The 17,845-nt window shown below is 61.1% G+C and carries 18 protein-coding genes; 3 read left to right on the top strand and 15 right to left on the bottom strand.

Annotated features, from left to right (window positions below):
- Nucleotides 1–26: 26 nt before the first annotated feature.
- The 10 genes from FHL16_RS03695 to FHL16_RS03650 form a co-directional block, all read right to left on the bottom strand.
- On the bottom strand, nucleotides 27–1,532 hold the full coding sequence (locus tag FHL16_RS03695; protein WP_077747467.1) for a YdgA family protein: 1,506 nt from the start codon (nucleotides 1,530–1,532) through the stop codon (nucleotides 27–29).
- Nucleotides 1,533–1,816: 284 nt separating this feature from the next.
- Complete coding sequence (locus FHL16_RS03690; protein WP_010464887.1) at nucleotides 1,817–2,452, bottom strand: hypothetical protein; 636 nt, start codon at nucleotides 2,450–2,452, stop codon at nucleotides 1,817–1,819.
- Between the two features lie 81 nt (nucleotides 2,453–2,533).
- On the bottom strand, nucleotides 2,534–3,982 hold the full coding sequence (locus FHL16_RS03685; RefSeq protein WP_077747466.1) for an efflux transporter outer membrane subunit: 1,449 nt from the start codon (nucleotides 3,980–3,982) through the stop codon (nucleotides 2,534–2,536).
- Nucleotides 3,979–4,866: an efflux RND transporter periplasmic adaptor subunit gene (locus FHL16_RS03680; protein ID WP_077747465.1), complete on the bottom strand. Its 888-nt coding sequence runs from the start codon at nucleotides 4,864–4,866 to the stop codon at nucleotides 3,979–3,981. Before FHL16_RS03680 ends, FHL16_RS03685 begins: the two co-directional genes overlap by 4 nt.
- Nucleotides 4,863–5,072: a DUF1656 domain-containing protein gene (locus FHL16_RS03675; RefSeq protein ID WP_010464893.1), complete on the bottom strand. Its 210-nt coding sequence runs from the start codon at nucleotides 5,070–5,072 to the stop codon at nucleotides 4,863–4,865. The genes FHL16_RS03680 and FHL16_RS03675 overlap by 4 nt, the downstream gene beginning before the upstream one ends.
- Complete coding sequence (locus FHL16_RS03670) at nucleotides 5,069–7,141, bottom strand: FUSC family protein (RefSeq protein ID WP_077747464.1); 2,073 nt, start codon at nucleotides 7,139–7,141, stop codon at nucleotides 5,069–5,071. The genes FHL16_RS03675 and FHL16_RS03670 overlap by 4 nt, the downstream gene beginning before the upstream one ends.
- Nucleotides 7,138–7,566 carry a MarR family winged helix-turn-helix transcriptional regulator gene (locus tag FHL16_RS03665; protein ID WP_010464897.1) on the bottom strand — a complete coding sequence of 143 codons (429 nt, stop codon included), beginning with the start codon at nucleotides 7,564–7,566 and terminating at the stop codon, nucleotides 7,138–7,140. Before FHL16_RS03665 ends, FHL16_RS03670 begins: the two co-directional genes overlap by 4 nt.
- 135 nt (nucleotides 7,567–7,701) lie before the next feature.
- A complete protein-coding gene (locus tag FHL16_RS03660; protein WP_010464899.1) occupies nucleotides 7,702–7,896 on the bottom strand; it encodes a prevent-host-death family protein in 195 nt (64 codons plus the stop codon).
- A gap of 96 nt (nucleotides 7,897–7,992) precedes the next feature.
- A complete protein-coding gene (locus FHL16_RS03655; protein WP_010464900.1) occupies nucleotides 7,993–8,238 on the bottom strand; it encodes a DUF2789 domain-containing protein in 246 nt (81 codons plus the stop codon).
- 139 nt (nucleotides 8,239–8,377) lie between these two features.
- Nucleotides 8,378–8,839 carry an aminoacyl-tRNA deacylase gene (locus FHL16_RS03650; RefSeq protein ID WP_010464901.1) on the bottom strand — a complete coding sequence of 154 codons (462 nt, stop codon included), beginning with the start codon at nucleotides 8,837–8,839 and terminating at the stop codon, nucleotides 8,378–8,380.
- A 199-nt stretch (nucleotides 8,840–9,038) separates the two neighbouring features.
- On the opposite strand from FHL16_RS03650, the gene FHL16_RS03645 reads away from it, so the two are divergent.
- The 3 genes from FHL16_RS03645 to FHL16_RS03635 all read left to right on the top strand — a co-directional run bounded on the left by FHL16_RS03645 (nucleotide 9,039) and on the right by FHL16_RS03635 (nucleotide 11,044).
- Nucleotides 9,039–9,572, top strand: a complete 534-nt coding sequence (locus tag FHL16_RS03645) for an NfeD family protein (protein ID WP_010464902.1) — start codon at nucleotides 9,039–9,041, stop codon at nucleotides 9,570–9,572.
- 2 nt (nucleotides 9,573–9,574) lie between these two features.
- The gene (locus FHL16_RS03640) at nucleotides 9,575–10,333 is read left to right on the top strand and encodes a slipin family protein (protein WP_010464903.1); all 759 of its coding nucleotides are present in this window, start codon (nucleotides 9,575–9,577) and stop codon (nucleotides 10,331–10,333) included.
- A 327-nt stretch (nucleotides 10,334–10,660) separates the two neighbouring features.
- Nucleotides 10,661–11,044: a DUF6124 family protein gene (locus tag FHL16_RS03635; RefSeq protein ID WP_077747463.1), complete on the top strand. Its 384-nt coding sequence runs from the start codon at nucleotides 10,661–10,663 to the stop codon at nucleotides 11,042–11,044.
- A gap of 86 nt (nucleotides 11,045–11,130) precedes the next feature.
- Here the strand turns inward: FHL16_RS03635 and FHL16_RS03630 are convergent, their stop codons facing one another.
- The 5 genes from FHL16_RS03630 to FHL16_RS03610 all read right to left on the bottom strand — a co-directional run.
- Nucleotides 11,131–12,126, bottom strand: coding sequence for a sulfotransferase family protein (locus tag FHL16_RS03630; protein ID WP_077747462.1), 996 nt, complete (start codon nucleotides 12,124–12,126; stop codon nucleotides 11,131–11,133).
- Nucleotides 12,114–12,899, bottom strand: a complete 786-nt coding sequence (locus FHL16_RS03625; protein ID WP_077747461.1) for an aspartyl/asparaginyl beta-hydroxylase domain-containing protein — start codon at nucleotides 12,897–12,899, stop codon at nucleotides 12,114–12,116. Before FHL16_RS03625 ends, FHL16_RS03630 begins: the two co-directional genes overlap by 13 nt.
- A complete protein-coding gene (gene cysC, locus FHL16_RS03620; protein WP_077747460.1) occupies nucleotides 12,896–13,501 on the bottom strand; it encodes an adenylyl-sulfate kinase in 606 nt (201 codons plus the stop codon). The genes FHL16_RS03625 and cysC overlap by 4 nt, the downstream gene beginning before the upstream one ends.
- Nucleotides 13,485–14,999, bottom strand: a complete 1,515-nt coding sequence (locus FHL16_RS03615; protein ID WP_077747459.1) for a TolC family protein — start codon at nucleotides 14,997–14,999, stop codon at nucleotides 13,485–13,487. Before FHL16_RS03615 ends, cysC begins: the two co-directional genes overlap by 17 nt.
- 41 nt (nucleotides 15,000–15,040) lie before the next feature.
- Nucleotides 15,041–17,845 (bottom strand): Ig-like domain-containing protein (locus tag FHL16_RS03610; RefSeq protein WP_238706149.1); only part of this gene is annotated, 2,805 nt, incomplete at its 5' end.

Below are 17,845 nucleotides of genomic sequence, written 5' to 3'. Positions count from 1 at the left end.
CGGGCGTTGCCATGAAGCGAGCGGTATTACTGAATCGGTGCAACGCCGCCGAGTTTGCTCATCACGAAGCCGACAAATTGTTCAACGGTCATTTTCTGGCCATTGAATTCCACCTGATTGTTGGCGTAATGCAATTTGGCGACGACATCGTTGCCCTCCAGCTTGGCCAGTTGCGTACCGACCGCCATGCTGCTGAACATGTCAGCAGTCGCCGTTGCCTGATCGGCGATGAGCTTGGCGTCGGTCTGACCGTCAATCTGCGATTGCACAGTGAACAGGTCAACGAGCATTGGCTTGGACACTTTCAGATTGAAATCCAGCAGCGCAATCAGTTGTTGGGTCAACTGGTCTGGCGGCAGGTCCATGGACTGCGGTTTGGTCAGGTCGAGCACCAGGTTGGCGCGGCTTTCACCGTTGGTGGATTTGAACGACAGATTCTCCAGGGCGACCTGCGGGCCAGCCGCGAGCAGTTTTTCCAGACCGATTTTGACCTGTGCTTCTTCTTCCGGGGTCAACACCAGTTCTGGCGCCGGTTCACCGGCGGCAGCGGCTTCGGCGGCGGCCTTCTCGTAGGGCTGCAATTTGGTCTGGTAGATCTGCATCAGCGACATGGTCGCCGGGATGTCGAGGTTTTTCAGGCTCATGGCCATCTGCGCAGAACCGAACGTTTTGCCATTCAACGACACCTCGCCCACCTTGTAATCGGCGCGCCCCGAAGCGCTGGTGCCCGACTCTTCGGTGTGGTTTTTCATTTCAAATTTCTTGAAGCCCAGTACCGACTGTTTGGCGCCGAAGGTGGTTTTGCTGTCGGTCACCTCCAGGGTGTTGTCGCCGACGTAATAACCGTAGGTGCTTTTGGTCAGGTTGCTGGCCACGGTCAGGCCGTTCAGCTCGACCTTCACGGGTGTCTGGTCTTCAGCCACCGTGGTCAGCGTCAGGCTGTCCATGTAGCCGTCAGCCTTGACCTTTTGGGCTTGGGCGCTGGCGGCGACGTCGAGGTTCAGACCGGAAAACTTCAGGTGGGAGGTGGCGTCCAGCGCCACGTCCAGCGGCAGAAATTCGAGCGTACCGTTGGTGGAATTGTCGTACCCGATATTGACCAGGCCCTTGAGAGGCGACTGGTCCTTGGCAGCGGCGAACCATTTCTCGGTGGTTGGCGTTCTTTCCAGTTCGTAGTGACTGGTGGCCATGACCGGCAGCCATTTCAGCGACATCAGACGCGAGAACGGCAGCGGTCCGTGTTCGATGTGGTCGACGAACAGCAACTCGACCGGCGCTTCGCCAAACATTTCACCTTCGCCCTTGAGGCGATAGTGCGCGGTGCTACTGAACACGTGGCGCTCCAGCGAGACCAGTTCCAGCGATGCCGTGCCGTTGGAACCCACCAGCGCGGCTTTCAGCTCTTTGTTGGCGTCAGCGATCGAGGTATTCAGCACGCCTTCGATTTTGGTGCCGGTGTACCAGGCACCACCGGCGCTGATTGCACCGATGGCAACGACGATTCCAAGAAGCACGCCTGCTGATTTATTCATGAATTACCCGATCAATGTCCGTTGTTGAAAATGTGGTCGTCTTCCCTGAACCCTTGACGGGTTGCGGTCACGACTGCGCTGAAAGTGCGAGGGAGATTAGCATCAGGCGCACCGGGTGGCCCAATGTTTAAAGGTTAAAGAGTGTCTATGGACCGCGTGCACGGGCCGAGAGTTTCGGCGGTAATGAAATCGCATTCGCGGGCAAGCCTCGCTCCTACAGGTATCGCATGATCCTTGTAGGAGCGAGGCTTGCCCGCGAAGGCGTCAATACCGACAACATCAATTCAGGAATACTGAACTTCCATCTCATCCAGCTGATGATCAAAGCTTTTGAGCCGCGCCGTCCACGTATACACCAGCACTTCAAAATCGCGATTGATTACCGCCCCGCCCGTCACGTCCGCACGGGGATCGCAGAAGTCCAGCTGATAGCGTTCGCGGGCCATGGCGGCGGCGACATCGGAGAGTTCGCGGGCGTTGTTCAGCCAGTGCCTGCCGTCTTCGGAGACTTGCTTGTCCAGTTCAAGGCATTGTTTCTTCAACGTATCGAGGCTTTTTTCCAGTGGCGTGCCGGTGAGTTCGCCCATGACTTCCTGGAACGTGCGCCCCGGTTGCCAGTAACTGCCCCAGAAATAGCGGTCAAACACCGTTTCGACCCGACGCAAAGCCACCTTGGTGTCCCAGATCAGCACCCGGGTCTTGCCTTGTTCGAGTTGTCTTTTCTTGATGCGCTGGCCCTGGACTGAGGCCCAGGCCACTACGACGATTGCCATCACGGCAATCAGCGCGGCTGCGCTGTCGAGGAACACCAGAGCCTTGTCGATCTGGTGGGCCAGCATGATGCCGTAGAAATAGGTGGCCGACAGCAGAACCAATGCCGCAATAGCGCACCAGAAGCCGGGAGCATAAGGGTTTTTCATTATTAGATCCCCATGACCAACGCGAGCCTTGATCGATGAAATCGACGCGCGACGTCATCAAATCAAAGCATAGCAACGGCCTCAGGGTTTGCCGGGTTGTGACGCTTGCGTTCGTCCGCTTTCCCAGCCACCGCCCAACGCGAGGAACAGATCGATCTGGCTCATGGCAACTTGCGTGTTCGCGGAGGCCAATTGCGCCCGTACATCGGTGTAGGTGCGGGTGGCTTGCAGGTCCGCCAGGAACGATGCGCGGCCAGCCTGGAAGAAGCGGTGGGTCTGGTCGGCGGCCAGTTGTGCCGATTGTTCGGCATCGGCCAACGCATCGCGGCGTTGCAGCAGCGCGGAGTATTGCGCCAGGCTGGTCTGGGTTTCGCGGATGGCGTTGAGCACCACGCCGTCGAAATGCGCAAGCGTGCCTTGGGTCGCCGCTTCTGCCTCACGGATTCGCGCCCGGGAACCATTGGACGGCACAGTCCAGGTCAACAACGGACCAAAGCCCCAGCGGTTGGTCGCCGGTTTGCCGAGGTTTTCCAGGATGCCGACGGTGCCGACGGTCGCGCCGATGCTGATGTCCGGGTACAACTCGCCGGTGGCGATGCCGATGCCAGCGGTCGCGGCGGCCAATCGGCGCTCGGCCTGGCGCACATCGGGCCGGCGCTTGAGCAAAGTGGCGCCGTCACCGACCGGCAATAATTGAGTGATTTTCGGCAGTTCGTTGCAGGTGGCGGTCCCGGCCGGCAACTGATCGACCGGTTTGGCCAATAGCATCGACAAACGGAACAAACCCGCCTGGCGCGCCGCTTCATAGCGCGGCATGTCGGCGCGCAAGGATTTGAATTGGGTTTGCGAGCGCGTGACCTGGGTTTCATCGCCGCGCCCGGCGTCGCGCAGACGCTGGATCAGGGTCGTGCCTTGGGCTTGCAGGTCGAGGGAATGCTGGGCGATTTCCTGCTCCTCATTGGCCGCACACACTTGGGTGTAGGCCCGAACCACATCGGCCACCAAGGTGATGCGTGCGGTATCGGCGGCAGCCTGGGTCGCGTCGGCATTGGCCTTGGCCGCTTCGATGCCGCGCTGCAAGGTGCCAAACAGGTCGAACTGATACGAGGTCGTAATGCCGATGTCGCCAACGTTGGCCACGGGCACTTTATCCGCCAGCAAGAAGGCTTCGCCGGACTCCTGCAAACGCTGGGCGCCCATTTTCACGCCGCCGCTCCAGCCGCCCGCCGCCTGCGCTTCGTCAACCTGAGCACGGGCCCGGGAAAGGCTCGCCGCCGCCACGCGCAAATCGGTATTGGTGACCATAGCCTGCTGCACCAATTGGTCCAGGCGCGGATCCTGATACAGGCGCCACCAATCGGCGGGCACCGGGGCCGAAACGACATTTTTACCGTTCACCGCCAATTCACCCTGCAAGTCTTCACGGTGGATGGCCGCGTCGTCCGGCAGGTGATAATCCGGCCCGACCACCTGACAGGCCGACAGCAACACGCCTAATCCGACGACAGCCAAACCCGCGGCCCTGCTCATTTCGCGGGCTCCTGCGGCTGGTCGTCCATGATCGATACCGTGGCGGTGCGCCCGGCGATCATGCGGAAATCCGCCGGCACGTCGTCGAAGGCAATCCGCACCGGAATCCGCTGGGCCAGGCGCACCCAGCTGAAGGCCGGATTGACGTTGGGCAGCAGGTTGCTGCCGCTGCTGCGGTCGCGGTCTTCGATGCCGGCGACGATGCTTTCCACGTGGCCACGCAAACGCGCGCGGTCGCCGACCACGCGGATGTCGACCGACTGGCCGACATGAATGCCGTCGAGTTTGGTTTCTTCGAAATAACCGTCGATGTGGAACGAATTACTGTCCACCACCGACAACACCGGACGCCCGGCGGTGACGAATTCCTGCGCACGCGGCGCGCGGTCGTTGACATAGCCATCCACCGGGCTGCGAATGGTCGAGCGGTCGAGGTTGAGCTGGGCGCTGTCCACCGCCACTTGGGCTTCCATCAACGCCACTTCGGCGCGAGCGACCCGCGACTGGCTTTCTTCCAGTTGCTCGCCCGGCACCAGATTGCCCAGGCCTCGATTACGCTTGGCTTCCCGTTGCGCCTGGGCCAGGGTTTCCTGACGGTCGGCGACCGCCGCTTTCGCCTGACGCAAAGCCAGTTTGAATCGGTCCTGGTCGATGCTGAACAGCACCTGGCCGCGTTTCACCAATTGGTTGTCACGCACCTGCACTTGCTGGATCAGCCCGGAAACGTCCGGCGCGATCTGCACGATGTCGGCGCGGATGTGCCCATCCCGGGTCCAGGGCGCGAACATGTAATACATCACCATGCGCCAGACCACGACGACGGCGAAGGTCACGATCAGCAAGGTCAGGACCACGCGACCGAGGGTCAAAAAAGGTTTTTTCATGTCATCAGGTATCGACTGAGTGAGTCCACGGCGCCAAGCAGCAAGGCGTAGAGAGCCACGTTAAACAATGCCCGGTGCCAGACCAGACGGTAAAAGTGCAGGCGTGTCAGCAGCCCGTGCACCAACAGGAACAACAGATACGTAATGCCCATCAGCACCAGCAACGTGGGCAGGAAGACCCCGCTGATATCCAGATCACCGATCATAAAGGCGCTCCATCGATGCCATGGGGAAGCGGTTCTTCGAGTTCGCCCAAGGCGACGAATTCCACCCCTGGCAGCAGCGACAGGCGCAGGCCGCTCAGGGCATGCAACAGGTGCAGGCGCGCGCCGTCATCGCACTCGGTGTTGAGGGCGCGGCGGGTGCGGTCGAGGGTCATCAGCAGCGGGCTCGGTGCCGGCAATCGCTCGCCCGCCTTCAGGCACGCCTTGAAATACTCGCCAACCTCGGCCACCACTTGATGCAGCAGCACTTGCGGGGCGCCGAGCACTCGCGGCGTGTAAGCCAGCAAGTCGAGCAGGTTCAGCGCTACGCGCACTTCCCGCAGCGCGATGCCGGTGTCTTGCCCGGTCATGGCCAGGCGCGGCAGATGCTGCATCAGGCGATCGAGCATCTGCACGCCCAAGTGCCGGTGTTCGGCCAGCGTGGCCGGCTCGGTCAGGCTGACGATGTCGCGCCAGCTGAAACGGGTCAGGCGCTTGGCCGCCAGTTCCGCACCAAATGGCCGGGCGATCAGCGTCCAGACAAAGGCAAACAGCAAGCCGACGGGGCCGGCGAGGTTGGAGTTGGCGAAGCTGAGGAAATCCGCGTCGTAAGCGCCCTGAATGCTGATGAACGACGAGGTGTTGACCAGCGTCAGCAGCATGCCCAGGTAAAACTGCGGCTTGACCGTCAGGGTGCCGATGCAAATGAACGGCACAGAAAACGCCAGCACCAGCATCGGAAAATCATGCAGGTTAGGCAGGACCAGGAACAGATAAAGACTGGCGAACAACACCGACATCGCGGTCCAGAAAAAGAACCGGAAAATCTGCGGCGCCGGGTCGTCCATCGAGGCGAAGAAGCTGCACGCCACCGCCGCCAGAATCACCGCAGCGCCGCCATCGGTCCAGCCGAGCAGGATCCATAGCACCGAGGCGACAATAATCGCGGTCACCGTGGACGCCGCCGAATAAAGCATCAGCCCCCGGTCGAGAAACGGCGACAGGCGGCCCAGGCGCCAGTGCCGATACACCGCGCGCCAGCTGTCCTGGCTTTCGCATTGAATGGCGTATTGCAGGCTGCGGCAGTCTTGCCACAAGTCGATCCACTCGCCGAGGCGATACAGGGCGTTGGAAAACAGCAGTTGCTTGCGGTCATTCAGCGCTTCGGCGGACGGTTGCAAGGCCTCAAGTTGATCTTTCAGCGCCTGCCAGCGGCCGAGGTCGGCATCCTTGTGATTCAGCCATTCGGTGGTCGCCGTCAGCAGCGGCGCGAACTTATCCACAAGCTCGGGCGTTCTGCGTTCGAGGGCATAGAGCGCGTCGTCGAGGGCATCGATCACGGGCAGCAGGTGAATCATGCGGCCGCGCAGTTCCTTGGTATTACGCACCGTCTGCGGCCGCGCGCCTTCGTGGGGCAGCTGGCCGATCATCAATTCCAGGCTGTTGAACGTCGCCACCATCGCCGAGCGCAAGGCGCTGACTTCATCAGGTTGCACGTCGCGGCTGAGGAAACGCAGGCTGTAAGTCGAGGCATCGGCGAACCATTTGTTCACCGAATCGTTGAACACCGGCGCCAGCCGCCGGGGCCAGAACATGGCACCGACCACGGCCGCCACCGCGATGCCGAGAAAGATTTCTTCGGTTCGCGCTTCCGCGACATCCCACACCGCCAACGGGTTATCCACAACCGGCAGAGCGATCAGCGGCAGGGTGTAACCGGCAAGCATCAGCGCATAACTGTTGGCCGTGCGCAGATGCAAAGACAGGAACAGCAACGTCCCCGTCCACAGCGCGATCACGACCACCAGCACATACGGGCTCTGGACAAACATCGGCACGAAAAAAACCGCGGCCGCCGCACCGAGCAAGGTGCCGACCGCCCGGTACAACGCCTTGGAACTGGTGGGGCCGACAAAAGGGCTGGAAACGATATACACCGTGGCCATCGCCCAATACGGACGCGGCATTTGCATGAGCATGGCGATGTACAGCGCAATCATCGACGCCGCGAACGTGCGCACTCCGTAGAACCAGTCCCGCGCCGGAGGAACGCCGGTGAAAAATCCGCTCAAGGGTTGGCCACCGATGGCGCGTTCGCGGCTTCAAAGGCTCGCAGCACCCGCAACGTCGCTTCCAGATCACTGCGGTCGATCCCTTCGAGCACTTCATGGCGCAAACGCACCAGCTCGATTTCGACAGCCTGCACCAACTCCCGACCGGTTTCGGTGAGGCTCAGGCATTTGGCGCGGCGGTCATGGACGTCCTCAGTGCGACAGACGTAACCGGCGTGACACAGCTGATCGAGCAGACGCACCAGCGACGGACTCTCCATCCCAGCCGCCTGCGCCACCGTAACCTGTCGCACACCCTCGCCCAGGCGCCCGATCATCAACAACGGGACGGCGCAGGCTTCGGAAATCCCATAGTTGACCAGCGTGGTCTGGCAGATCTTCCGCCAATGCCGCGCGGCCACCACCATGGAGCTGCTGATGTTCATCTGGAGAGCGTCGAGGTTTTTCGGCACGAGGGGAAATGCACACTGTTAGTTTGCTAACTATCAATATGGCATTGGAGGGGAAAGTTGGTCAAGTTTTGAAACAATTCTGTAGCCGGACGGACCGTTTTACGACATTCAACCAGACCCCTGGTTGAAATCGCCCAGACGCACCAGCATCGTTTCGAAAAGCTCTGCCGAAACCAGAGAGGCCTTGATCTGATTTTTTTCAATCACCGCCACAGGCCTGTCTTGCGCCTCACGCACTATAGTTCCTGCGTTTTTCGCGAGTTCAGAGATGCTGATGACTCTTTCTGCCAAAACACGCTGCATGACTCGGTCTCATGACTGGACTCAACGCCATGAAAGCTACTTCAGCTCAGGTAACACCTTTCAGAAAAGCTGTGACAAGGTCTTGCGCTCAGATGGTTACACCCCCCGCCCCTTCCTCATCAGCACATCCAGCTGATCCACCACCTCCGCCCAATCGGCATCATCCAGAATCTCCTCCCGCAATAACTGAGCCTGGCTCTCGTTCCAGAAAAACGCATCGGCCAGATGCAATTCGGGCTTGAGCGGTGAGTGAGTGGCGATGAATTTATCGATGCTTTCGGCGTCGTCCGGCAGGCCGAGTTGCTTGAACAGCGAGGGGAGGTTGTGGGTTGGGGATTCCATGTCGGGCTCCTTTTTATGGCAAATGATGGGGTGACTGCTGCGCAGTCATTCGCGGGCAAGCCTCGCTCCTACAGGTGACCGCGTGATCCTGTAGGAGCGAGGCTTGCCCGCGAAGGCGATGTCACTGACTCCACAAAACTCATTGGCTCAATTCACGCACCTCGGCGTGCGGCACCATTTTCAGAAACTGCGGCATTTCCATGCGCAACAGATTGGTGTGGTTGCCAGCTTCCAGATAGATGTCTTTCTGCCGGGTCAGTAGCGGGTCGATGACCACGTCCAGGCCATAGGCTTCGCCCAGGGCGGGCACAGCGCCGCGTTCGCAATCATCGAACAGGTGCGGCAGGTTGCTTTCCCGGGAGATCTGCCATTCGCCGCTGCTGCGAACTTTGCTCAGGTCCAGATGACGGCTGGCGGGCAGCACAGCCATCAGGAAATGCCCGTGTTGGTCGTCGAGGATAACTGACTTGGCCACCCGTTCGGCAGGAATGCCCGCGAGTCGCGCGGTTTCAAGGCTGCTGGCCGAGTGCGGGTGGGACACGATGTCATATTCGCAGTGCGCCTTGTCCAGGCTGCTCTGCAGGGTTCTTGCCATACGCATGATGCACCTCGGTGTCCGCAAACACTGTTTGGCGGACGATGGTTAACACTTTTCTTCGTACTGAAAGTCTAGGCCCGCTGGCGCATTCCGGAGTGAAATCCGCCCGCCGGGCCAAGGTCAACAACTGGTCAAAATTCGTACAACCCACAGCTCAGCTAGACTGTATAAAGAACCATCAATGACTCTCCCGGAGGGTCGCGTGAACATTCGTTGCTGTGCAGTTGCGCTGCTGTTGGCCTTGAGCGGATCGGTCTTCGCGTCGGACACCATTGTCTTGCTGGCCCCCAACCCCATGGGGATCTGGCTGATCACGCTCGGCATCGCCTTTTTGATCGCCGAGGCGGCGCTGCCCAATTACGGCGTAATCGGGCTCGGTGGCATTGTGATGTTCGTCATCGGCGCGGTGATTCTGACCAACACCGAGGTGCCGGTGCCGTTGATGATCGGCCTGGGACTGATCAGTGCGCTTTTGTTGATCTTCCTGCTGATCCGCGCCCTGAAAACCCGACCGCGGCACAACGTCAGTGGCGATGCCGGACTTGTGGGCAGCGTGACGCCGGTGATTTCGTTGAACGCCGACAACGCCTGTAACGGCTGGGTGCACCTGCAAGGCGAACAGTGGCAAGTGCTCAGCAGCACGCCGCTGCAACCGGGGCAAAAGGTCCGGGTGGTGGCACGCAAGGGATTACTGCTGAAAGTGGCCGCGGCTGACGCGGCGTCGAAGGGAGAATAGCCATGGGCCTGCAACTGGGTTTTGCCGCGCTGCTGTTACTGCTGATCGCGCTGGCGGGGTCGACCTTCCGCATCCTGCGCGAATACGAGCGCGGGGTGGTGTTCCAGCTCGGGCGCTTCTGGCAAGTCAAGGGGCCAGGCCTGATCCTGCTGATTCCGGTGGTCCAGCAAATGGTTCGCGTCGACCTGCGCACCGTGGTGCTCGACGTGCCGACACAAGACGTGATCACCCGCGACAATGTCTCGGTCAAGGTCAACGCCGTGCTGTATTTCCGCGTGCTCGACCCGCAGAAAGCCATCATCCAGGTCGAAGACTTCCTCATGGCCACCAGCCAACTGGCCCAAACCACGTTGCGGGCAGTGCTGGGTAAACATGAGCTCGATGAACTGCTGGCCGAACGGGAGCGGCTGAACATCGACATCCAGCAAGTGCTCGACGCCCAGACCGATGCCTGGGGTATCAAGGTGGCGAACGTCGAGATCAAGCATGTGGACCTCAACGAATCGATGGTCCGCGCCATCGCCAAACAGGCCGAAGCCGAGCGGGAACGCCGGGCCAAGGTGATTCACGCCGAAGGCGAATTGCAGGCCTCGGAAAAACTCATGCAAGCCGCCGAGATGTTGGGGCGTCAGCCGGGGGCCATGCAGTTGCGCTACATGCAGACGCTGAGCTCGATTGCCGGGGACAAGACAGCGACGATTGTCTTCCCGCTGCCGATCGAATTGCTCAAGGGGATGGCGGATTTGTCGTCCAAATCCTGACCTTCCGCGAAAACACCAACGTCTGGTAACTCCGTCGGAGATTTCCTTCAAGTTGTAGTGGTGTTGGTGAACTTGTTCCGGCCTGAACCCAGGTCTAGTCTGGGTTTGTCACTGAATAAACGGTGACACGGACGTGCAAGTCCGACGAAACTGTTTAGGTCGCAATTGCCATGTCTCATTGCTTAATGGCGGCTGCGCGCAGGAGATCCTCGGATCTGCTGGGTGTCCTAAACAGTCCCGGTCTTGCACACCTGCGCACGGCCGCCACCCCAACTCGCGTGCAAGCGAACGGTGACGGCTCCTACTTACTGTTTAGGATTTTTATATATGCACAAAATTACGCCGAATCCGCCAGGTAACCCTGGCACCGATTCCGACGATTCCCTCGAAGCCGAAAAACTCAAGGAAGCCGCAGACCGCGCCTTCGCCCACTACTTCCCCCCGACTGACGGAAAACCAGCCAAACGCCGCAAAGGCCATCTCTTCACCGTTTCCCCCGACATCGATACCGAAGCCCTGCTGGCCAATGCCTCCGAAGACCTGCTGTCCATCAGCGCCATTGCGGCCGATCTGGCGGACGATGTGGACGGGACGCGGCGTTCGGTTGCCTTGGCGCTCAGCCGCATGGCCGATGGCGTGCAGTTGCTCGTAGAGCGGGCGATGGATCATTGGGAGGCGATGCAGATTCAGCAGGCTCAGGCCAAGGTTTAGCCGGGTAGATTAGTGGTGAATTGACCGCCGCCATCGCGAGCAGGCTCGCTCCTACATTGGATCTGCGTCGTACACATAATTTGTGTTCACTGAAGATTAACTGTAGGAGTGAGCCTGCTCGCGATGGCGTCAGTGCTGTCAATGCATGACTTGGCAACCAGCGCCTCATAAGGCCCCCGCGCCCAACGCTCCACCCGCTCACGCAACAACGTCGACGCCTCACGCCGCTTGTCATCACAGTCCCCGACAAACACCGATGAAGGCTGTTTGGCATGCCGCCCCACCGCCGCAAACACTTGCTCCCTCTGCACGTCATCCAACCCGAAAAATCCAGCCAACCGCCCCGCCATTGCGCCCGGCAACTCGCCGTAATTCACCGCCAACCCACCAAACGCCTGGCATTGCGCCAACCCCGATGCCAGCAACCGCCCCAACCGCCGCGCAATAAAATCCTCACGACTGTCGAACGGCCATTCGTCATCCAGCCCACTGGCCCCGATCATTCCCGGCACCATGTGCATGCCCGGTCGACGCAGATGGGAAACAGCAATTTCCAGCGGATCGCGGTACACAAACAACCAGGGCGTGTCGGGAAAGCACTCGCGCAACAGGGGCAATTCGGTGATGTTCCAGGCATCAAGCTTGATCACCAGCCGTTGCTCCGTACCGAGCCGACGCTGACCATAGGCGAACAACAACCCTTTGATCGCGGCACACCGTTCGACGACTGGCAAACCACTGCGCAACAACGCATCCAGCGGCGGCGGTTCGCTGATGACGATGTGGTTGGTGAGTTGCGCGAGCATCTGGCTGATAAGCGTCGAGCCGCATCGCGAAGCGTGAAAAATGAATGCACTCGGCGCCAACTCAGGACTCTGCGCCTGCCAGTCGCCGAGAACAGCCAACGGCGTCTGCCGACGAAACGCCTGATTGAACGGTAACCTCAGCGCAGCTTCCACGGCATCGCGAAAAAACGGCTGATGCAACGGCGTGTCCCCGAACCAGCACCAATCGACCTGCCACTCGCCAGCCGGCTGCCAGATCCGAATCGGCAACCAGCCTTCGAGATTCAGGCGCTCCATTGTTCATTCCATCGGCGGCGACCGCTACGCATCGCGACACGCAGTTCTTCCCGAGAAAATTCCAGGCCTCGCTCCGCCGCCAGCTCCAAGGTGCGGGTGATAAACACCTCGGTGTCCGGCAAGCCCTGCAAGGTCTTCGAAAGCTGCAAATCACTGGCCACCAGACGCTGGAATTGCAGCAAGGCGCCGTCACCCGAACCCGGCTGCGGCGTGGTCGATACACCGTCGACAATCGACTGCTCCAGCCAGTCACCCGGCCGGCAATCGAGCACCAAATGAACCCGCGCCTGAGTATCCCGATTGTCCACACGGTGCGGTCGCGACAGGTCGAGAAACCAGCACTCGCCCGCCGTCATCGGCATGCGCTGACCGTCCAGCATGAAGTCCACTTTCGGCGGGCTGAGCAGCGGAATGTGCAGACGCAGATCGGCGGCTGGTCCGCCAAGATCGTAGTCACGATGTTCATGAATCTGCCCGCCCGGCCCCAGTCGCAACAGGCGCGCCGACACGACCTCCACCGGCAGATCCCGCAAGCCCTGCTGCCATCGCGGATCCCGCAACCACGGCGCACGCAACAGCGGTTCGCCACGCCCCGGGGACAGTTCCGTCAGGGCATCCGCCGCCGACACCAGCGCCACACCACTCCAGTCCCCGGCGTAGTAATCGCTGTTGAAATGCGCATGCCACGCGTCCTCGCCAATCGCCGCCAGCGCCTGCAACAACAGCGGTAAATCCACCGCCACCGGCAAGCGGGAAAATACCGGTCTGCTCATCGTTTCGGCAGCACCGCACACTCGCCGAGCCAGGTCAGCAAGCGGTCGAGGCAGGCTTCGACCGACTGCACGCCGGTGTCGAGCACCAGGGAGGCGGACGGCGGCGGTTCATAGGGCGCGGAAATCCCGGTAAACCCCGCCAGGTCACCACGACGCGCCCGCGCATAATGACCTTTGGGATCACGCTGCTCGCACACCGCCAACGAAGCGCTGCACCAGACTTCGCGATAATCCTCACCCAGACGGCGAGCGAACACCTCACGCAACTCCACCAGAGGCGCGATCATCGCGAGGATGACGATCTGCCCGTTCTCCACCAACAGCGCCGCGAGTTCGCTGGCGCGGCGGATGTTCTCCAGACGATCGCTGTCGGAAAAGCCCAGGTCACGATTGAGCCCGACCCGCAAGCCGTCGCCATCGAGCACCACGCTCTGCACGCCGCGCTCGAACAACTCAGCGTGCAGGGCCTGGGCCAGCGTCGATTTACCCGCCGCCGGCAAACCGGTCAGCAGGATCGCGGCGCCGTGATGACCATTGCGGGTCTCCCGTTGTTCGCGATTGATGCTCGCGGTCGGCGCCAGCAGGTTATTGGACCGGAGCATGGGTCACCGGCACACTGATATTGCCCGACGCCCACGCCGCTTCGCGGTTGGCCAAGGCGGTGGCGATGGATTGGACTTCGGTGGATTGCACCTCGTCCGGCATCGGGTCGAGGCCGGCGCTGGCGAAGATCTGGCCGTAGGCGTTACGCAGATCGGCATAGGACAGGTCCCGGCGCAAATCCGCCTGCAACGTGTTCAGTTCACCCTGGATCAGGTCCAGTTCACCAAGTCCCGCCGCCTGATGACGGTTGCGCAATTGCCCCAGAATCTCCCCGTCGATGCTCGAGAGTTCCTGGTTGGTCTGGAACTGATTCAGCGCTTCCTGGTAGTTGGCGTTCGCCACATAGAGCTGGGCCAGCACCGCGATGGACATGGCCTGGCGCCGTGCCTTGGCGACCTCTTCGCCGGCCTTGGCCACGTTGATCGCGGCCGGTGCGGAAATCACGTTAAACAGGTTCCAGGTCAATTTCACCCCGTAGTCGGCCCACTTGTCGTTGACCAAAAACGAGTTGCTGTCGTAATGCCCACCTGCCGAAAACTCCAGCCCCGGCAACAGCCGCAGCATGGCTTTACGGGTTTCGGCAGTGCTGATGCGGGTCTGGTAATCCTGTTCGCGCAGCTCCGGACGGCTGGCCAGGGCTTCATGCTCCAGGCTGGCCATGCCGACCTTCAACTGCGGAATCGAGTAGTCGTCCGGGGTCGCCAATTTCAGATCGGTGCCCATCGGCAGGTTGATCAGGGTCGCCAGTTCGGTTTTGGCCAGGGACAGCGCCCGGCGTTGCTCTTGCAACTGGCGGGTCGCCTCGATCAGCGAACGCTGGTAACCCAGCGCCTGGATCGGATCGCCGATGCGTTGGGTGCTCATGCTTTGGCTGTTGCCGCGTGCCGTATCGACCCGCGCCATCAGGCTGTCGATCTGCGTGAGCAAACGTTCGGCGGCCACCGCTCGCCAATAGGCCGAGCGCACGTCCTGGACGATGGTGTTGATGACCTTGCGCCGGCGTTCCTGAACAATCAGGCGCTGGTCGCCTTGTTGCTTGGCACTGATGTAGCTGACGCCGAAGTCGAGGACATTCCACACCATGGTCAGGTCGGCCACTCGGCGGTCGCGGTCCTGGGAGGTCGACGGTTCCAAAGACTGGGTGCCGGTCAGTACGCTCTGGCTGCTGGAGGCGCCAACGTTGCTACGCCCGACGTAGCCTGCATCCAGGGCCATGCGCGGCAGCATGTCGAAACTGGCGAGGTCGAGTTGGCGCTTGGCCAATGCCTCTTCCATGATCTTGAGCCGGCCTTCAAGGTTGTATTTCACCGCACGGGCCATGGCCTGGTGCAAGGTCAGCGGACCACTGAACGGCTCCTGGCCGGTGTACATATTTTGCAGATCGCTCTTGGCGCGCTGTTCGCTGACGCTGCGTTCGATCGGTTCACTTTTGACGGCACATCCGCTTATCGCAAGCGCCAGCAGGCTGGCGCACAACAACGAGTGACTTCTATTCATCCTTGACTGCCCCTGAGTGCTGCACTGGTTTTATGGTTATTTCAGGCCTGCATTTCGCTGATGCCGACCTGTTTCAACGCTGCGGCCAGGCTGTCGACCTGCCGTTGCTCGGTGTCTTTGAGTTGTTGCAATTGCTGGTTCAGCGTCAGCGCGCCAAACACGCCGCGCAGTCCTTGGGAAACATCCCCGCCACTGATGGAATGACTGCCGAAAGAGTTCAGCTCGCCGCGTTCACTGCTGGTGTCCTGATTGAACAGACTCGACAGCGTACTGGTGCTGAATACCCCGCCATCGCCACCCCCAAAGCCAAGGAAACCGTGACCTGACCCATCGCCGCCACTGTCGCTGCTGCTGAATACCTGGGCGATGAAGCTGCGGGTCAGCGCGCCGCGGTTGATGAAAATGTCCCCCAGCGGCCGGATGCCGTTGCCGATCACCCGGTCTTCGAACAGCGGGGTAAAGGTCAGCGGCGAGCCCAGCGCGCCCGTTGGCGCGGCGAAAATGATCGGTTGCAGCGGCACGTTCGGTTGCTCGGCAACGGTTACGGGTTGCGAGACGGGGATCACCGGATCGACCGGCACCAACACACTTGGGGTCGATACGGTGTTGATCGCGAAGTTATTCGACTGGCTGGCGCCGCTGCCGGCATTGCCCGAACCGTCACTGACGCCCGCGATGTTCAGGCTGATCACGTTGCTGCCGTTGCTGACATTGCTGGTGGGCGTCAGCATCGCGGTCCAGGTTGTGCCGCCGTCGCTGCTGGACAGGTCGGACAACGTGCCGTTGGCCACATTGATGTCGGACAGGTCGAAACCGCTCACTGCTTCGTTGAACGTGATCGTCACCAGCGACGTCTGTCCGACGCCAATGTTGGGGTTGGCGACCACGACGGTGACGGTCGGCCGTTCACCGTCGATGGCGTAATTGTTGGACACGGCGAAGCTGCTGCCGATGTTGCCTGCCAGGTCGGCGACATTGCTGGTGTCGAGGGCGATGAAGTTGCTCGGGTCGGACATATTTGCTGTGGGCGTGAAGGTCGCGGTCCAGGTCTTGCCGCCGTCACTGCTGGCCAGGTTGCTCAACTCGCCGTTGGTCACGCTCAAATCCGACAAGTCGAAGTCGCTGACCACCTCACTGAAGGTGAAGGTCACGAGCGTGGTCTGGCCAATGCCCAAATGCGAATTGGCGACCACGATGGTGGCGGTCGGGCGCGTGGCATCGAGGGCGTAGTTGTTGGAAATGGCAATCGCGGCACCGGCATTGCCTGCCGCGTCAGCCACGTTGCCGGTGTCGAGCAGGATCAGGTTGGTGGTGTCGTTGATGTTCGCCGTCGGCGTCAGGGTCGCGGTCCAGGTCACGCCGCCGTCGCTGCTGGCCAGGTTGGACAGCACACCGTTGGCCACGCTGAGGTCCGACAAGTCGAAACCGGACACCGCTTCGCTGAAGGTGATGGTCACCGTGGTGGTCTCGCCGATACCGAGGCGATTGTCCGCGACCACAATGGTGGCGGTCGGCCGCGCCGTGTCGACGGCGTAATTATTGGAATCGGTCACGCCCACGCCGCTGTTGCCTGACGCATTGATCACACCGCTGTTGTCGAGGCTGATCAGGTTGCTGCTGTCCGTCACGTCGACCGTTGGCGTGAAGGTCGCCGTCCAGGTGACGCCGCCGTCGCTGGACGAGACATTGCTCAGCGTGCCGTTGGCGATGGTCAGGTCAGCGTTGCTGAAACCACTCACCGCTTCGCTGAAGGTGATGGTCACGCCTGAAGTTTCGCCGGCCTTGAGGGCGTTGTCGGCGATCACGATGGTCGCGGTCGGCACTTGGGTTTCCACCACGTAGTTGGCGGAGTTGGTGGTGCCCGTACCGGCGTTACCGGCCTGGTCTGCGATGCCGGTGTTGTTCAGGGTGATGAGGTTGGTCGCATCGGTCACGCCGAGGGTCGGGGTGAAAGTCGCGGTCCAGGTGATCCCGCCATCGCTGCTGCTGACGGCGCTCAACGTGCCGTTGGCAATGCTCAAGTCGCTGTTGTCGAAACCGCTGACCGCCTCGCTGAAGGTGATGGTCACCAGTGAGGTTTCGCCCGGTTTCAGAGTCGTATCACTCAAGACGATGGTGGCGGTCGGGCGCAGGCTGTCGATCACGTAGTTGTTGGAGTCGGTGGTGCCGCTGCCCGCGTTACCGGCCAGGTCGACGATGCCGGTGTTGTCCAGCGTGATGAGGTTAGTCGCATCGTTGACGCTGACGGTCGGCGTGAAGGTTGCCGTCCAGGTGATGCCGCCGTCGCTGCTGCTCACCGCACTCAATGTGCCGTTGGCGATGGTCAGGTCGGCATTGGAGAAACCGCTGACCGCCTCGCTGAACGTGATGGTGACCAACGAGGTTTGGCCCAGCGCCAGCGTGGTGTCCGCCACCACGATGGTGGCCGTCGGGCGCACGGTGTCGATGGCGAAGTTGTTCGAATCAGTGGTGCCGCTGCCCACGTTGCCCGAGGCATTTTGCACACCGCTGTTGTCCAGCGTGATCAGGTTGGTGGCATCGGTGATGGTGGTGGTCGGCGTGAATGTGGCCGTCCAGGTGATGCCGCCGTCACTGCTGCTCACCGCGCTGAGCGTGCCGTTGGCAATCGTCAGGTCGGCGTTGCTGAAACCGGTCACCGCCTCGGAGAAGGTGATGGTCACGAGGGATGTTTCGCCGATTCTCAGCGCATTGTCGGCGACCACGATGGTGGCGGTCGGCAGCACGGTGTCGATCGTGTAATTGCCGGAGTTGGTGGTGCCGCTGCCGGTATTGCCGGCAAGGTCGGCCACGCCGGTATTGGCCAAGGTGATGACGTTGGTCAGGTC

Origin of the sequence: Pseudomonas sp. FSL W5-0299, from assembly GCF_005930655.1 — a bacterium.
Lineage (GTDB): Bacteria > Pseudomonadota > Gammaproteobacteria > Pseudomonadales > Pseudomonadaceae > Aquipseudomonas > Aquipseudomonas mandelii.
The sequence above is the reverse complement of the archived record's forward strand: the minus strand, read 5'-3'. Positions and strand labels throughout refer to the sequence as shown.

Coding starts and splice junctions, on each gene's coding strand:
- FHL16_RS03630 (WP_077747462.1), bottom strand. CDS start 12,126: ATGGAGCGCCTGAATCTCGAAGGCTGGTTGCCGATTCGGATCTGGCAG.
- FHL16_RS03675 (WP_010464893.1), bottom strand. CDS start 5,072: ATGATCGGTGATCTGGATATCAGCGGGGTCTTCCTGCCCACGTTGCTG.
- FHL16_RS03625 (WP_077747461.1), bottom strand. CDS start 12,899: ATGAGCAGACCGGTATTTTCCCGCTTGCCGGTGGCGGTGGATTTACCG.
- FHL16_RS03635 (WP_077747463.1), top strand. CDS start 10,661: ATGCACAAAATTACGCCGAATCCGCCAGGTAACCCTGGCACCGATTCC.
- FHL16_RS03695 (WP_077747467.1), bottom strand. CDS start 1,532: ATGAATAAATCAGCAGGCGTGCTTCTTGGAATCGTCGTTGCCATCGGT.
- FHL16_RS03615 (WP_077747459.1), bottom strand. CDS start 14,999: ATGAATAGAAGTCACTCGTTGTTGTGCGCCAGCCTGCTGGCGCTTGCG.
- FHL16_RS03650 (WP_010464901.1), bottom strand. CDS start 8,839: ATGCGTATGGCAAGAACCCTGCAGAGCAGCCTGGACAAGGCGCACTGC.
- FHL16_RS03685 (WP_077747466.1), bottom strand. CDS start 3,982: ATGAGCAGGGCCGCGGGTTTGGCTGTCGTCGGATTAGGCGTGTTGCTG.
- FHL16_RS03640 (WP_010464903.1), top strand. CDS start 9,575: ATGGGCCTGCAACTGGGTTTTGCCGCGCTGCTGTTACTGCTGATCGCG.
- cysC (WP_077747460.1), bottom strand. CDS start 13,501: ATGCTCCGGTCCAATAACCTGCTGGCGCCGACCGCGAGCATCAATCGC.
- FHL16_RS03690 (WP_010464887.1), bottom strand. CDS start 2,452: ATGAAAAACCCTTATGCTCCCGGCTTCTGGTGCGCTATTGCGGCATTG.
- FHL16_RS03665 (WP_010464897.1), bottom strand. CDS start 7,566: ATGAACATCAGCAGCTCCATGGTGGTGGCCGCGCGGCATTGGCGGAAG.
- FHL16_RS03660 (WP_010464899.1), bottom strand. CDS start 7,896: ATGCAGCGTGTTTTGGCAGAAAGAGTCATCAGCATCTCTGAACTCGCG.
- FHL16_RS03655 (WP_010464900.1), bottom strand. CDS start 8,238: ATGGAATCCCCAACCCACAACCTCCCCTCGCTGTTCAAGCAACTCGGC.
- FHL16_RS03680 (WP_077747465.1), bottom strand. CDS start 4,866: ATGAAAAAACCTTTTTTGACCCTCGGTCGCGTGGTCCTGACCTTGCTG.